At 72.1% G+C, this 14,204-nt stretch carries 11 protein-coding genes; 8 read left to right on the forward strand and 3 right to left on the reverse strand.

Annotation, left to right across the window (positions count from 1 at the left end; genetic code table 11):
- Positions 1 to 201: 201 nt before the first annotated feature.
- A complete protein-coding gene (locus tag H4W80_RS01355; RefSeq protein WP_192783368.1) occupies positions 202 to 570 on the reverse strand; it encodes a hypothetical protein in 369 nt (122 codons plus the stop codon).
- 414 nt (positions 571 to 984) lie between these two features.
- Here H4W80_RS01355 and H4W80_RS01360 point away from each other — a divergent pair, with 414 nt between their 5' ends.
- Positions 985 to 1,548: a hypothetical protein gene (locus H4W80_RS01360; protein ID WP_192783369.1), complete on the forward strand. Its 564-nt coding sequence runs from the start codon at positions 985 to 987 to the stop codon at positions 1,546 to 1,548.
- 756 nt (positions 1,549 to 2,304) lie between these two features.
- Positions 2,305 to 2,958 carry a class I SAM-dependent methyltransferase gene (locus H4W80_RS01365; protein ID WP_192783370.1) on the forward strand — a complete coding sequence of 218 codons (654 nt, stop codon included), beginning with the start codon at positions 2,305 to 2,307 and terminating at the stop codon, positions 2,956 to 2,958.
- 15 nt (positions 2,959 to 2,973) lie between these two features.
- Here H4W80_RS01365 and H4W80_RS01370 read toward each other — a convergent pair whose 3' ends face one another.
- On the reverse strand, positions 2,974 to 5,151 hold the full coding sequence (locus H4W80_RS01370; protein WP_192783371.1) for an AfsR/SARP family transcriptional regulator: 2,178 nt from the start codon (positions 5,149 to 5,151) through the stop codon (positions 2,974 to 2,976).
- A 338-nt stretch (positions 5,152 to 5,489) separates the two neighbouring features.
- On the opposite strand from H4W80_RS01370, the gene H4W80_RS01375 reads away from it, so the two are divergent.
- The 3 genes from H4W80_RS01375 to H4W80_RS01385 all read left to right on the forward strand — a co-directional run bounded on the left by H4W80_RS01375 (position 5,490) and on the right by H4W80_RS01385 (position 8,267).
- Positions 5,490 to 6,362 (forward strand): alpha/beta fold hydrolase, encoded by an 873-nt coding sequence (locus H4W80_RS01375; protein ID WP_192783372.1) that lies wholly within the window; start codon positions 5,490 to 5,492, stop codon positions 6,360 to 6,362.
- 77 nt (positions 6,363 to 6,439) lie between these two features.
- Positions 6,440 to 7,636, forward strand: coding sequence for a cytochrome P450 (locus H4W80_RS01380; protein ID WP_192783373.1), 1,197 nt, complete (start codon positions 6,440 to 6,442; stop codon positions 7,634 to 7,636).
- Positions 7,637 to 7,658: 22 nt separating this feature from the next.
- Positions 7,659 to 8,267, forward strand: a complete 609-nt coding sequence (locus H4W80_RS01385; RefSeq protein WP_318786656.1) for a TetR/AcrR family transcriptional regulator — start codon at positions 7,659 to 7,661, stop codon at positions 8,265 to 8,267.
- 6 nt (positions 8,268 to 8,273) lie between these two features.
- On the opposite strand, the gene H4W80_RS01390 is transcribed toward H4W80_RS01385, so the two are convergent.
- Positions 8,274 to 9,524: an alpha/beta hydrolase gene (locus H4W80_RS01390; RefSeq protein ID WP_192783374.1), complete on the reverse strand. Its 1,251-nt coding sequence runs from the start codon at positions 9,522 to 9,524 to the stop codon at positions 8,274 to 8,276.
- Positions 9,525 to 9,628: 104 nt separating this feature from the next.
- On the opposite strand from H4W80_RS01390, the gene kstD reads away from it, so the two are divergent.
- The 3 genes from kstD to H4W80_RS01405 all read left to right on the forward strand — a co-directional run bounded on the left by kstD (position 9,629) and on the right by H4W80_RS01405 (position 14,198).
- Positions 9,629 to 11,386, forward strand: coding sequence for a 3-oxosteroid 1-dehydrogenase (gene kstD / locus H4W80_RS01395; protein ID WP_192783375.1), 1,758 nt, complete (start codon positions 9,629 to 9,631; stop codon positions 11,384 to 11,386).
- A gap of 41 nt (positions 11,387 to 11,427) precedes the next feature.
- Positions 11,428 to 12,285 (forward strand): LLM class flavin-dependent oxidoreductase, encoded by an 858-nt coding sequence (locus tag H4W80_RS01400; RefSeq protein WP_192783376.1) that lies wholly within the window; start codon positions 11,428 to 11,430, stop codon positions 12,283 to 12,285.
- A gap of 74 nt (positions 12,286 to 12,359) precedes the next feature.
- Entirely contained in the window at positions 12,360 to 14,198 is a 1,839-nt protein-coding gene (locus tag H4W80_RS01405) for a serine hydrolase domain-containing protein (protein WP_192783377.1), read from the forward strand.
- Positions 14,199 to 14,204: the final 6 nt, after the last annotated feature.

Raw genomic sequence — 14,204 nt, forward strand, 5'->3', positions numbered from 1 at the left:
GGCGATGTCCCGGGTAGCGGCGGGGGGAAAGGCGCGGGCTGGGTAGCTCAGATATCGGTGGGGGCGGCCGGGTTTGAGGTGACGACGAGGGCGGAACTGATCTGCCGGATCGGTGCTGGCTGGACGGGATGCGATGAGGGCGGGGATGAGCTGGTCGAGGAGGGGCACGCAAGGTGGTGGAATGGCGGCCAAGGGGTCCGGTCAGCGGAGTGGGATCGGCGCGCGGCGTGATGTAGACGGCGCGGATCGGCCACAGGCCCAGGGGAGGACGGCCAGTTCGGCCAGGCCGTGGGCGGCGCGGGTCCCCAAAGCGGTCAGTGTCGTGTGCCATGCGGTGGATGGGGCGGAGGCCGGGCAGGTGCGCAGGTAGGTGGCGGCGTCCTGTGGGCTGAGTGCGGTGGGGACGATGACGGCGGCGGCGGTCAGCGGCCGTCCTGCGTCTTCCACGGCGGTGGTGAACTCGGCGGTGCGGCTGGTGAGGATGGCCTGATCATCGGCGTCGAGGGAGGCGGTCCGTGCGGTGATCGCGGCTGTGCGCGCGGTCTGGTCCATCTCGTCCAGGCCGTCCACCGGGCAAATGGCCGCACGGCGGCTCGATCTCGCCAGAGTGGAGAGAGGGCGGGGGGCGTGCTGATGTCCGCCACCACTGCGGTCGGCAAGTTCACCCGCGGCATGCTGATGGAGCTTGCGACCTTCGAGAGTGACGGGGCGCGTGAGCCGCGGGCGGAGACCTCCCAGGCGACCTGAGCTCCCATGTTCTGCTGATCTGGTCGACACCGATGCCGAGCCGTCGCGCATTCCGTTCGTCCGGGACATGGGAGAGCGCCGGCCGTTCGTCGCCCTCGGCTTGCTTGGGCTGGTCAGTGAGCCGGAACACCGCTTGGGCGAACTGGCGGTGCTGCCACAGAGGGGCGAGAGAATGTCTCGCCGAAATCAGTACGTGAAATCGTGACAAGCGTGTGCGGCATGCTGGAACCTGGGTAGGTGGCCACCTTCATTGCCATTGCGGGCCTTATGTTTGCCGCAGGCAGCTTTGTATACGATGCATTGGCCTACCACCGCAAAGATCGAAAAGGTCCGACGAACACGGCGGCACAACCGTCTGACCTCACCCCGCCCTCTTACTCCACAGAGCCGCCGCTGAGCGGTCATGCACAGCCGCCAGCGCAAGGCATCCCTTGGCCCGAGGCTGCGTATCCGCTGCGGCGGTCATCCGGGCCTCAACCGTTGAGGCGCATTAAGCAACCGCCACGGTGGGTGTTTGTCGGCGCCTGGATCCTGGCCGGGTTGATCATAGTTGGCGAGGTGGTGGGCTCCGTGAATCGGGGTCACGATCTTGGCTGGCTCGGCCTCTCGGCCGCCGGCGTCTGCCTTGCCGTCGCCGTCCCCTTGGTCATTCGTCTCGGCAGAACTGCTGACGACGACTACATCGCTCCGCTGGTCGGGGTTCTGTTCTGGGTGCTTGTTGCGCTCAGCATCGCGTCTTTTTTCCCAGAATGGACGCTTCTGGAGTTCACCTGGGAGGGGGGACATATCCGAATTCCGTAAGTAGGGCAGGCCGCGATGCGGGATGATCGTCAGCTTTGCCGGAGGACGGATATGGGGCTCCGGCCGGGTGCCCAGCCGATCTGGGCGCCGGCCGCACGGGAGAGCGGCCGGAAGGAATCGAACCTCAGGTAACCGACCAGATTCGACCCGTGCCACCGGCAAAGCTGACGAGGGGACCGGTGGGGTCCGGAGAAGGCACGGATATGAGATGTTCACCGGTATTAGGTGCTCTGCCAACTGAGCTACCGGAACATCGTCCCGGGCAGGACTCGAACCTGCGACAGCCCCATTATCAGTGGTAACCGATGAACTTCGACCCGTACCCTCACCGGACCATACCGGCGGCCGCAGAGCTGGGAACGAGTACGGATATGAGAAGCGGCACCGGATGTGATCTTTTTTGCAGAAAGAGATAACCGATGCCATTCGACCCGTACTCGCACCAGGCCCGACGGAGGTGAGGGACCAGCGAGGTAAGACGCTAGCGAAGTCGTCAGCGGATCTCGATCGATTTTCATGCGATCGTGGCCATCCGCCGGAGGGCATGCTGATCAGTTCGTCGAGCCGGTCCAGGAGCGTGGCGATCTCGGTCCGGCGGGCTGGGCGACGCCCCGCGCGATGCGGATGATGTCGTGCAGTGGGTCGCCACGGTCCTGGCCGGGCCGATGAGTCCGGTCTTGTGGAGCCGTAGTGGCCGGTGAGCACTTTGCTGAGGACGGCCGCGGCCGTGAATGATGATCGCTAAGGTTGGGCGTCATGGCGCTGCTGTCTCACCTTGACCGTTTCAACAAGCGGCATCCGTGGAGCCACAACGACCACTACGGCGGCTGGGTCGCCGGACAGGTGGCCGCGTCCGGGGCCGGTCACGTCCTTGACGTCGGGTGCGGAACGGGCAACCTCGCCGCCCTGCTCCGTCGCCGCGCCGCCACCGTCACCGGGCTCGAACCCGACCCCGCGACCGCCCGCGCCGCGGCGGAGCGCTTCGCCGACGACCCTGCGGTCACCATCGTCCAGACCGATTTCGCCGGGCGCGACCCGCGGCGGCGCTGGGACGCCGTCACTCTCGTCGCTGTCCTGCACCATCTGCCGCTGGTGCCCACGCTGCGCGAACTGCGCGGCTGCCTGGCCCCGGGCGGGCGTCTCGTGGTCGTCGGCTGTTACCGCGAGGCGGGACCCGCCGATCTGCTCGCAGCGCTGCCTGCCATGGTGGCCAACCCGATCATGGGGCTGGTCAGGCACCCTGCCCGCGCCGACGTGCCGCCCCTGCACATGACGGCGCCCACCGCCGAGGCGCAGGAGACGCTGGCCGACATCAGGGCCGCGGCCGCGCAGGAGTTGCCCGGCGCTCGGGTCCGGCGTCGCCTGTTCTGGCGGTACACCCTGGTCTATGACGCCCCCGCCGAGGTCTGACGGCTTGGGGCGTACTCAGCGGAGGAGAGCGAGGTGCTGGGAGACCGGCCCCAGGGTGAGGAGGCCGCTGCCTGCTCCGGCCAGCTCCGCCGCCGCGGGTGCGAGCGCGGCGCGGGCGCGCGCCATCGTCTCCCTGTCGCCCACTGCGGCGGCGGCTCGCGCCACCAGGCACCACATGGCCTCCAGGAGCAGGTCGCGCGGCGGGTCGGGTACGTCGCGCAGCTTCGCCGCGGCCTCGCGGCGGTGTCCGAGCCTGAGCAGGACCAGCGGGCGGGTCCACGGCTCGTAGGGGCCGAAGTCGGCGCTGTCGTCGGCCGATGTGGGCGAGTTGTGGCGCAGGCGCAGGCACAGGAGGGCGAGCGGTAGGAGGCCGTGTTCCAGGCCGGGCATGCCGGCGCCGTCCAGCCGGGCGGCGGCGGACCGGTAGGCCGCCTCGGCCTCCTGCGGCGGGGCCTGGCCGGTCGCGTCGAGGCGCAGTGCCCGATACCACTGGGTGAACACGCCCACCAGCGGCAGCTCGTGCCGCGCGGCCAGGTGATCGGCGGCGGCCGCGTGGGTGTCGGCTCCGGCGAAGTCCGCGAGCGCGCTGCGGGCTTGGAGGCGGATGAGGTGGCCGAGGACCTCGTAGGTGGCAAGGCCGTGCCGGGCCGACAGCGCGATCAGCTCGGCGCCGATGGCGTCCCGGCGGGGCGCCAGGCCCGTACGGTGGAACGTCTGCATGAAGACGCCGTTGAGCGCGAACGCCAGCAGGCCCGGGTCGTCGAGGCGGCGGGCGAGCAGCTCCGCCTCCCTGGCGGCGACGGGGCCTCGGGGCGCGTTCGCGCCGCGGGATTCCAGCGCGATGGTGGCCAGCAGGCGGGCGCGCACCGCGTCACGAGGCCCCAGCGGGGAACGTGCCCCATTAGTGGGGGCGGCAGCGGTGCCCTGTGAGGACGCAGTCGCATGCTCGGGGACGGCAGCCGTGCCCGCCGGGGGAGCGGCCATGCCCGGTGGGAGGGAGGGAGCTGAGTTGGGGATGCTCGGTGGCCGGGTGGTGGCGGTATCCGGTGGGAGGGCCGTTGGGGTGTCCGGTGGGGCGGTGGTGGCGGCGTCTGGTGGGAGGGGGATGGGAGTGCTCGGTGGGAGGGCGGCGAGGGTGCGTTCGGCGGCTGCGATCACGTGGCTCGCCTGCTCGGGGTCGTCGAGCCGGGTCCAGATCGCGGGTACGTCGTAGGCGCCGATGACGCGGGCCGTCAGCTCCACGTCCCCCAGTTCCTCGGCCGCCGCGATGGCCGCCACCCGGTGTTCGCGGGCCGCCCGCAGGCCGCCGCCGCCCGTCACCGCGAGGTCGCGCATCAGCCCCACCGTCGACTCCAGCCGGGCGCGCGCACCCGATGGCACGCTGCGGTCGTAGGCGGCGGCGGCCCGCGCCCACACCGTGTCCGCCGGGCCTGGACTGCCGGGGGCGAGGTGAGGGGCGTGGTGGAGGATGTCCGCCTCCAGGCGGCTCAGCCCGGGGCCGGGGTCCACGCCCAGGTGCTCGACCAGCAGCTCGCGCGCCCGGCGCAGCACCGCGAGCGCGTCGCCCTGGCGGCCGGTACGGTACAGGGCCAGGGCCAGCAGCCGCCAGCCCTCCTCCCGCCAAGGGTGTTCGGCGACGTGCGCGTCCAGGTCGGGGACCGCCTCCCCGGCCAGTCCCAGGTCCAGGCGGGCCTCGGCGTGGCGTTCGACGGCGTGCAGGCGTAGCTCCGTCAGCCGGGAGCGTTCGGTTCGGCTCCAGGGCTCGTCGGAGAAGTTGGCGTAGGCGGGCCCGCGCCACCACCCCAGCGCCTCCTCGATCCGGGGAAGCACGTCCTCCGGCGGCCCCGTGGCGGTCACCGCCCGTTCGAAGCGCCAGGCGTCCACCGCGTCCGGCTCGGCGCGCAACGCGTACCCCGGCCCCTCGGTGACCAGCAGCCGGGCCGGCGACCTGGGAGGGCGCTGCGGCTCCAGCGCTCGGCGCAGCGCCGCCACGAACGTGCGCAGCGCGCCCACCGCGTCCGGCGGCGGGTCCTCCCACAGGTCCGTCACGAGGTGGGCGACCGGTACGACGCGCCGCCGCGCGACGATGAGCCGGGCCAGCACCGCGCGATGGCGCGGCCCCTTCAAGGCGATCGCGTCCCCCGCGTCGTCCCACGCCGCCACCGGCCCCAGCACGCCGAACGTCACCCGCACTCAGCCCATCACCCCCTTCTCCGGCCATGCCGACCGACCGATCCGCAGGCCACCGCCGATGCCCCTGCCCTGGTGGGACGCCGCGGGTGCCGAGCGAGCCTCGCCCCGCGCCCGGCCGCGGCAAGCGGGTGGCCCGGTGCCCGAAGGCGGGCCGTTCCCGGTGACGGCGGCGTCGTGCCAGGCAGGCGGACCTCGCACGCGGTGGCGCCGCTCCACGCAGGTGCGCTCCAGGGCAGGTGGCCTCAGGTCACGGTAGCGCGCTGATCGGATGCTCATTCACACCCGGCACGCTGGAGCCCTCCCCCACCGGAACGAACTGACCGAAAGAGAGCGCCATCGTGGTCATCGAAGGCTTCACCTATCACCGCGTCCCCGTCGCCGACGGCGTGTCGCTGAGTGCGGCCGTCGCGGGGGAGGGCAGCCCGATCGTGCTGCTGCACGGCTTCCCGCAGACGCACCTCATGTGGCGGCACGTCGCCGCCGACCTGGCCGCCGACCACACGGTCATCTGCCCCGACCTGCGGGGGTACGGCGCCAGCGACAAACCCGCCGAGACCGAGCCCGGCACCTACGCCAAGCGGACCATGGCCGCCGACGTCGTGGCGCTGGCCCGCGCGTTCGGGCACGAGCGGTTCGCCCTGGCCGGGCACGACCGAGGCGCCCTGGTGGCCTTCCGCGCCGGGCTCGACCATCCGGCGGCGATCAGCCACCTGGCCTGCCTGGACGTGCTGCCGACCGCGGACATGTGGGACGTGATGCGCGGGGCCTCGGCGGCGGTCGGCTTCCACCTCTACCTGATGGCGCAGCCGCCCGGGCTGCCCGAGGCGATGATCGCGGCCTGCCCGGACGTGTTCTTCGGCCATTTCCTCGACGCCTGGACGGGCGACGCGCAGGCGATCCCCGCCGAGGTACGTGCCGCGTACCTGGAGGCCTCCCGCGAGGCGATCCCCTCGATCGTGGCCGACTACCGCGCCTCGGCCGGCATCGACGCCGAGCACGACCGGGCCGATCGGGAGGCGGGCAGGCGCCTGGAGATGCCGGTGACGGTGCTGCAGCAGGACTGGGGCGCCGCCCTCGGCTACGACGCGGCGGCGCTGTGGCGGGCGTGGGCCCCTCGGCTGCGGCACCTCACCGTCGGTCACGGCCACTTCATGGCCGAGGAGGCGCCTGCCGAGGTCGCCAAAGCCCTGCGGGAGTTGCTCGCCGGCTGAAGGACCGCTCGCTTCGGACCTGAAAGCGATAGAATTCTATCGTTTTCAGGCCACGGTCGATCCCCCGAGGAGCTGGCATGAGCGAGCCTGTAACCCTGCCCCTGTACATGCGCCGGAACGCGTTCGACCCGGATCCCGAGCTCGCGGCGGCGCGCGACAGGGACGGTGTCCGGCGGGAGAAGTCGCCGTTCGGCCTCGACGTCTGGATGGTCAGCCGCTTCGCCGACGTCAGGGAGGTGCTCGGGGACTCCGGGCGCTTCAGCAACGCCCAGCGCAACGTCTTCAGGGCCCCCGGCATGCCGGAGGTGAGCCCCGAGGAGATCGAGCGGCTGCGGGCGGGCAACCTGCTCGCCTTCGACCCTCCCGAGCACACCCGGCTGCGCCGGATGCTGACGCCCGAGTTCACCATGCGCAGGATGCGCCGCCTGGAGCCGCGCATCAGGGACATCGTCACCGAGCACCTCGACGCCATGGAGGCCGCCGGGCCGCCCGCCGACCTGGTCTCGGCCTTCGCCCTGCCGGTCCCGTCCCTGGTGATCTGCGAGCTGCTCGGCGTCCCGTACGCCGACCGGGGCGACTTCCAGCGCCGTACCGGGAAGATGCTCGACGTCTCGCTGCCCGTGCGGGAGCGGGCCGCGGCCCAGCTCGAGTCGCGCGCCTACATGGCCGAGCTGGTCGCCCGCACCCGGGCCGAGCCGGGCGAGGACCTGCTCGGCATGCTCGTACGCGAGCACGGCGACGACCTGAGCACCGACGAGCTGGCCGGCATCGCCTCGCTGCTCCTGCTGGCCGGCCACGAGACCACCTCCAACATGCTCGGCATCGGCACCCTGGCCCTGCTGCGCCACCCCGGACAGCTGGAGCTCCTCAGGCGGGAGCCCGAGCGGATCAACGCCGCGGTGGAGGAGCTGCTGCGCTGGCTCAGCATCGTCCACACGGGCACGTTCAAGGTCGCCACGACCGACACCGAGCTGGCCGGGCAGCCGATCGCGGCGGGTGACCTGGTGATGTGCGCCCTGCCCGCGGCCAACCGCGACCCGGCCTACATCGCCGACCCCGACCGGCTCGACATCGGCCGCGGCGACATGGGGCACGTGGCCTTCGGCCATGGCGTGCACCACTGCCTGGGCGCGCCGCTGGCCCGGATGGAGATGCAGATCGCCTTCCCCGCCCTCTTCGAGCGCTTCCCCGGCCTGCGCGAGGCCGGGGAGCCGGCCGAGTTCCGCGCCTTCAACGTGGTGTACGGGCTGCGCTCGTTCCTGGTGGCCTGGTAATCGGCTGCTAACGTGACGGATCGTGCACGAGCAGGGACAGCGGGCCGACGCGCTGCGTAACTCAGACAAGATCGTCCGGGCCGCGATCGCGGTCCTTCGCGAGAGCGGCCCGGCGCTGTCCCTCGACGAGATCGCCCGGCGCGCCGGGATCGGGATCGCGACCGTCTACCGGAGGTTCGGCGACCGGGACGGGGTGATCAGGGCCGCGTTCCAGACGTACTTCGCCGAGGAGATCGAGCCGCTCGCCCTGGCCGCCCGCGACGCCGACGACGCCGGGAGCGCGCTGACCGAGGCGCTGGCGGCCACCGTGGACACCCTGGCCGACCATCACGGGCTGCTGCGGGCGGCCCGGGAGTCGGGCGCGTTCACGGTCGACATCGCCGAGCGGTTCATGGGGCCGCTGAGCACCGTGCTGGCCAGGGCGCAGCGGGAGGGGCGGGTGCGGGCGGACCTGGTGGTGCGCGATCTGGCGGCGATCGTGGTGATGGCCCTGGCGACCGTGCACCCGGGCGACCCCGGGCACGCCGATCCGCGCCGCTACCTGGCCCTGCTGCTGTCCGGGGTGCGGCCCTCGTCCGGCGAGCTGCCCGCCCCCGCCTGCCCGTCCGTACGCCTCCAGAAGCCTCACTGAGGCGTGCTAGGCGTTGGGGCAGCGGGGCGGGGCCGTGCCGTAGGCGTACTGGAGGAAGTCGGTCAGCATGGCGGGCCAGGAGTTCCAGTCGTGGCCGCCCGTGCCGTAGCAGTAGCGGTGATCGACGCCCAGGCCGGTCAGGGTCTGGTCGAAGACGCTCGCGTACGAGCCGAGTATGGCCTCGTTCACCGAGAGGGCCTCGGTGTTGGCCTGGGAGGTGGTGCTGTAGGCGCACTCCGCGGGCGCCGGGCCGTGGCCGTCGCCGAGGATGTACTGGCCCGACGGGTCGCGCGGCAGTGACTGGCAGCCGCCCGCGTACAGGCCCAGCCTCCCGCTGAAGGGCGCGTACTTGCCCTGCGTCACGAGCACCGCCGGGTTGGCGGCGGGCCAGTCGAGGTCTCCGGAGGCGCTGGTGGTGTGCGGGCCGAACAGGGTGTCCAGCCGGTAGACGAGCTGTTGCCCCTGGTCGGGCACGGGCAGCCAGCCGTCGTACTTGTTGACCCGGTACGCCCCCAGGTCCAGCAGGGTGATCGCGGCCCCGGACTGCCACATCGAGTCGGAGACCGTCCGCTGGGCGGGCTTGCCGCGCAGGTCGATGCCCGGTGAGAAGGCGCCGATGACGGAGAACACGTCGGGGTGCGCGGCGGCGTACTTCAGTGTGCCGAACCCGCCCATCGACAGCCCCGCCAGGCCTCGCCCCGACCGGCCGGCGATCGTGTTGAAGTTGGCGTCGATCCACGGGATGAGCTGGGAAATATGGTACGTCTCCCACTTCGGCGCGAAATATCCGTCCGTACGCCCCACCCAGTCGCTGTACCAGCCGGTCATGCCACCGGTCGGCATCACCACGATCCCGTCGTACGGACGGCCGGGCGTGGTGCGGATCAGGGACACGAGGTCGGTCTTGGTCGTCCACTCGTCGTAGTCGTCGCCGCCCCCGTTGATGAGGTAGAGGGAGCGGTAGCGGGTGCTCCTGGCGGGGTCGTAGCCGGGAGGCAGGTAGACGCGCACGCTGATCTCGTGGGCGAGCGGGTCGATCGCGGGGGTGCCGCCGGCCGCCTGGAAGATCGCCGTCGAGGTCATGACGACGTCGCGCAGCTCGGAGCCGTCGCCCTGGGGATGTCGCTCGACCCGCACGCAGGTGATGCCGTGGCCGTCCGGCTGGGGGAGCGTGGTCGAGCACGTCTCGGCGTACGCCGTCGTCGCGGGCGCCACGAGCGCCGCGGCGAACAGGAGCACGGCGGCAAATCGTCGCATCGCCTCTCCTCTACGGGACCGCCCCGATCATCACCAGGCTTCGGCCGGCTCGTCAACACCCGGCCGCATTGACAGTGAAAACAACCAAGCGCATGCTTGCCGACATGGTTGAATCCAGCCTCACCCCCCAAGGGCCGAGCCGTCGCGCCCTGCTCCGCGGAGCCGCCGTCACCGGCGGCGCGCTGGTCGCGGGCGCCGCGCTGGGCAGCGCGCCGGCCCGTGCCGAGGTCGAGTACGACGTCGTGGTGGTCGGCGCCGGAGCCGCCGGGATGACCGCGGCGCTGACGGCGGCCAAACGCGGGCTGCGCACCGTCGTGGTGGAGAAGGCCCCGACGTTCGGCGGCTCGGCCGCCCGATCGGGCGCGGGCATCTGGATCCCGTGCAACGAGGTCATCCTCGCCGCTGGAGTCCAGGACACCCCGGCCAAGGCCGCCGCCTACCTGGCCCGCGTCGTCGGCGACACCGTGCCGATCGAGCGGCAGCGGGCCTTCCTGTCGGCCGGTCCGGCGATGATCTCGTTCGTGATGCGCAACAGCCCGCTGCGCTTCCGGTTCATGGACGGCTACTCCGACTACTATCCGGAGTTCCCCGGCGGCATGCCGAACGGGCGCTCCATCGAGCCCGCCCAGCTCGACGGCCACATCCTCGGGGCCGAGCTGGCCAATCTGAACGCCCCCTACATCCAGACCCCCGCGGGCCTGGTGGTCTACAGCGCCGACTACAAGTGGCTGACGCTCGCCGCCGTCAACCCCAAGGGCCTCGAGGTGAGCTCCGCGTGCCTGTGGCGCGGCACCGAGGCGGCGCTGCGCGGCGAGAAACCGCTGACCATGGGCCAGTCCCTGGCCGCCGGCCTGCGCGCCGGGCTGCTCTCGGCCGGCGTGCCGGTCCTGCTGAACACCCCGCTGCTCGACCTCAAGGTCGAGTCCGGCCGCGTCACCGGCGTCGTCACGCCCGGCGGCCTGGTCAAGGCCAAGCGCGGCGTGATCGTCGGCTCGGGCGGGTTCGAGCACAGCGCGGCCATGCGCACGGAGTTCCAGCGCCAGCCCATCGGCACGAGCTGGACCGTCGGCGCCAAGGAGAACACCGGCGACGGCATCGAGGCCGGCGAGCGGGTCGGCGCCGCGCTGGACCTGATGGACGACGCCTGGTGGGGCCCGGCCATCCCGCTGCCGGACGAGCCGTACTTCTGCCTGGCCGAGCGCACCCTGCCGGGCTGCGTCCTGGTCAACGGCAACGGCGCGCGCTTCGTCAACGAGGGCGCCCCCTACAGCGACGTCGTCCACGTCATGTACGACCGCAACAGCGCGTCCGCGCCGCACATCCCCGCCTGGCTCATCGTCGACCAGAACTACCGCAACAAGTACCTGTTCCGGGACGTCGCGCCGCTGCTGCCGCTGCCCGACGAGTGGTTCAGCAGCGGCGCCGCGTTCAAGGCGTGGACGATCGAGCAGCTCGCCCAGAAGATCGGCGTCCCGCAGGCGGCGCTGCGCGGCACCATCGACCGTTTCAACGGGTTCGCCGCGACCGGCAAGGACCTCGACTTCCACCGCGGCGACAGCGCCTACGACCGCTACTACGCCGACCCGCTGGTCAAGCCGAACCCGTGCCTCGCGCCGCTGTGGCTGCCGCCCTTCTACGCGTTCAAGATCGTCCCGGGGGACCTCGGCACCAAGGGCGGCATGCGCACCGACGCCCGCGCGCGCGTGCTGCGGGCCGACGGGTCGGTCATCCCCGGCCTGTACGCCGCCGGCAACGCCAGCGGAGCCGTCATGGGCCACAGCTACGCCGGCTCCGGCTCGACCATCGGACCCGCCATGACCTTCGGGTACGTGGCCGCCAACGACATCGCCGACACGCCTTAAAACGATTGCCGTACCCCGCCGCGGGCCAGCAGCATGGCGGGATGCACTTCTCGATCAACATTCCGAACTTCGGCGACTTCGCCGACCCCAGGACCGTCGCCTCGGTGGCCGTCGCCGCGGAACAGGCGGGCTGGGACGCGCTGTTCGTCTGGGATCACGTCGTCCACGTCAAGAGCAGGCGCCGGGCGTTCGGCGACCCCTGGATGCTGCTGACGGCGGCGGCGCTGGCGACCACCCGGATCAGGCTCGGCACCCTGGTCACCCCGGTCGCCCGGCGCCGGCCGCAGCAGCTGGCCCGCCAGGTCGCCACGCTCGACGCGCTCAGCGGCGGCCGGGTGATCTTCGGCGCGGGACTGGGCGGGCCGATCGAGGACGAGTACGGCAGCTTCGGCGAGCCCACCGACCCGGTCGTGCTCGCCGAGCGCCTCGACGAGGGGCTGGAGCTGCTGGCCCGCTACTGGAGCGGCGAGCCGGTCACCCATCACGGGCGGCACTTCCAGGCCGAGGACGTGGCCCTGCTGCCGCCGACCGTCCAGCAACCCCGCCCGCCGGTCTGGGTCGCCGGGTTCTGGCCCAACCGCAGGCCGATGCGCCGGGCCGCCCGCTGGGACGGCGCGGTCCCGCTGTTCGGGCCGGGCTCGCACGGCTACGGCCCGCCCGTCGACCAGGTGCGGGAGCTGGCCGCGTACGTACGTGAGCAGCGCCGCGACGACGGCCCCTTCGAGCTCGTCGTCGGCGGCGTCAGCCCCGCAGACGCCGCCCGGAGCCGCGACCTGCTCGGCCCGCTCATGGACGCGGGCGCCACCTGGTGGGACGAGCGCCAGCCGATCGACGGCGACGACCTGGACCGGCTCGCGCCCGTGCTGCGCCGGATCGAGCAGGGCCCGCCCACCCTGTAGCGAATCGAGGAGTCTCTGCGGTCTGCCATGATTCAAACGCACTTTGTCACCATTGCCCCCTGAGGAGTTCCCCCTTGGACCGCAGACATTTCCTCACGCTGACCGGCGCCGCGGGCCTGGCCGCCGTCGACTTCGCCCGCCCGGCGCTGGCGGCGAGCTACCCGTTCGCCGACGCGGGCGTTCCCGAGGAGCTGCACGCCAAGTTGGGGGAGCTGGCGCCGTACGGCGTCACCACCGTCGCGTTCACGCCGTCCGGCGGCTGGGTGATCGTCACCCAGGACGGCCGCTATTTCGCCCGTGGCGTGCCCGACGCGTGTTTCGCCGAGCTGGGAAAGCTGGTCAAAGCCGGGGCGAAGATCCACTGCGTGGCCTTCCCCGCGGAGGGCGGCGACCGCTGGGTGATCACGAGTGACAAGGGGATGGCGGCGCGCGGCCTGCCCGAGGCGTGCCACCAGCGGGTCAGCGACTCCTACACCGCCGGTCGGCAGGTCGTGCACGTCGCGTTCCCGCCGGCCGGCGGCGACCGCTGGGTGGTGGCCGACACCACGGGCTTCTACGCCCGGGGCGTCGACGACGAGTGCTACCAGATGATGCGCAACCTGACGCAGGGCGGGCGCCGCCTGACCCGCGTCGCCTTCCCCAAGGGCGGCGGATGGGTGGCCGTCGCGCAGGACGAGTTCCACGCGCGCGCCATCGACGACGCCTGCTTCAAGAAGCTGAACGAGCTGGCCGCCGGCGGCTGGCAGCTGCACGACGTCGCCTTCTCCGCGGCCGGCGGCTGGGTGGCGAGCACGCGCGGCAAGGCGCCGGCGCTGCCCGCCGACCGGGTGCGGCAGGTCGAGAACGCGGTGGGCGGCGCGACCATCTGGCAGCGGATGAACGCGTGGAAGACGCCCGGCGTGGCCGTCGCGGTGGTGGTCGGCAACAAGATCGCCTGGTCCACCGGGTACGGCTGGCTGGAGGCCGGCAGCGGCGCCGCCGCGCACCCCGAGACCGCCTTCCAGGCCGCCTCCATCAGCAAGGCCGTGGCCGCGGTCGGCGTCCTGCGCCTGACGCAGACGCTCAAGCTGCCCCTGACCGGCGACATCCGGCCCCACCTGGGCTGGACCCTGCCGAGCCGCTCCTGCGTCACCTCGACGGCGGTGCCGACCATCGACCGCGTGCTCACGCACCGGGCAGGCGTCATCGGCCGCGGATCCACCTCCCCGGCCGACGCCTGCACCGGCTTCGACGCCGGCGGCGGCGGCTTCGCCGGCTATGGCCCCGGCGCGACCGTGCCCTCGCTGCTGCAGGTCATGAACGGTGAGGGCAACTCCCCGAAGATCGAGCTCACCACCGCCCCGGGGGCCGGGTTCCACTACTCCGGCGCCGGGTTCGTGCTGCTGCAGCGGATGGTGGAGCAGAAGAGCGGCCTGTCGCTGGCGTCGTACATGGACAAGGAGGTCTTCGGGCCGCTCGGCATGAAGAACAGCTCCTACGCGCTGTCGCCGGGCTTCGAGCTGGCCGCCGGCCACACCGCCACCGGCACGGTGATCTCCGGCAAGCGCAACCGCTATCCGGAGTCGGCCGCCGCCGGCCTCTACACGAACGTCCTCGACCTGTGCCGCCTGGTGTCCTACCTCAACAAGGCGTGGACCGCCTCCGGCGACATCGCCGGGCCCCTCACCAGGGCCTCGGTCCGCACGCTGCTCACGGCGGGGCCCGAGCCCACCATGGGGCGGGGCTTCTTCATCGCCGGTTCCGGGACGAAGAACTTCTCCTACACCCACGACGGCTCCAACTACGGCTTCAAGTCCGTGTTCAAGGGCTATCCGGAGCTCGGCGCCGGATACGCGATCCTGGCCAACGGCAACAACATGGGCCTGGTCAACGAGATCGCCGCCGCCGTCCGCTCGGTCTACGGCTGGGCCTGACACGGC

The organism is Nonomuraea angiospora, from assembly GCF_014873145.1.
GTDB classification, from domain to species: domain Bacteria; phylum Actinomycetota; class Actinomycetes; order Streptosporangiales; family Streptosporangiaceae; genus Nonomuraea; species Nonomuraea angiospora.

What these genes read in the sequence shown, in the direction of transcription:
- H4W80_RS01400 (WP_192783376.1), top strand. Translation starts at nt 11,428, where the DNA reads ATGCACTTCTCGATCAACATTCCGAACTTCGGCGACTTCGCCGACCCC.
- H4W80_RS01380 (WP_192783373.1), top strand. Translation starts at nt 6,440, where the DNA reads ATGAGCGAGCCTGTAACCCTGCCCCTGTACATGCGCCGGAACGCGTTC.
- kstD (WP_192783375.1), top strand. Translation starts at nt 9,629, where the DNA reads ATGGTTGAATCCAGCCTCACCCCCCAAGGGCCGAGCCGTCGCGCCCTG.
- H4W80_RS01390 (WP_192783374.1), bottom strand. Translation starts at nt 9,524, where the DNA reads ATGCGACGATTTGCCGCCGTGCTCCTGTTCGCCGCGGCGCTCGTGGCG.
- H4W80_RS01365 (WP_192783370.1), top strand. Translation starts at nt 2,305, where the DNA reads ATGGCGCTGCTGTCTCACCTTGACCGTTTCAACAAGCGGCATCCGTGG.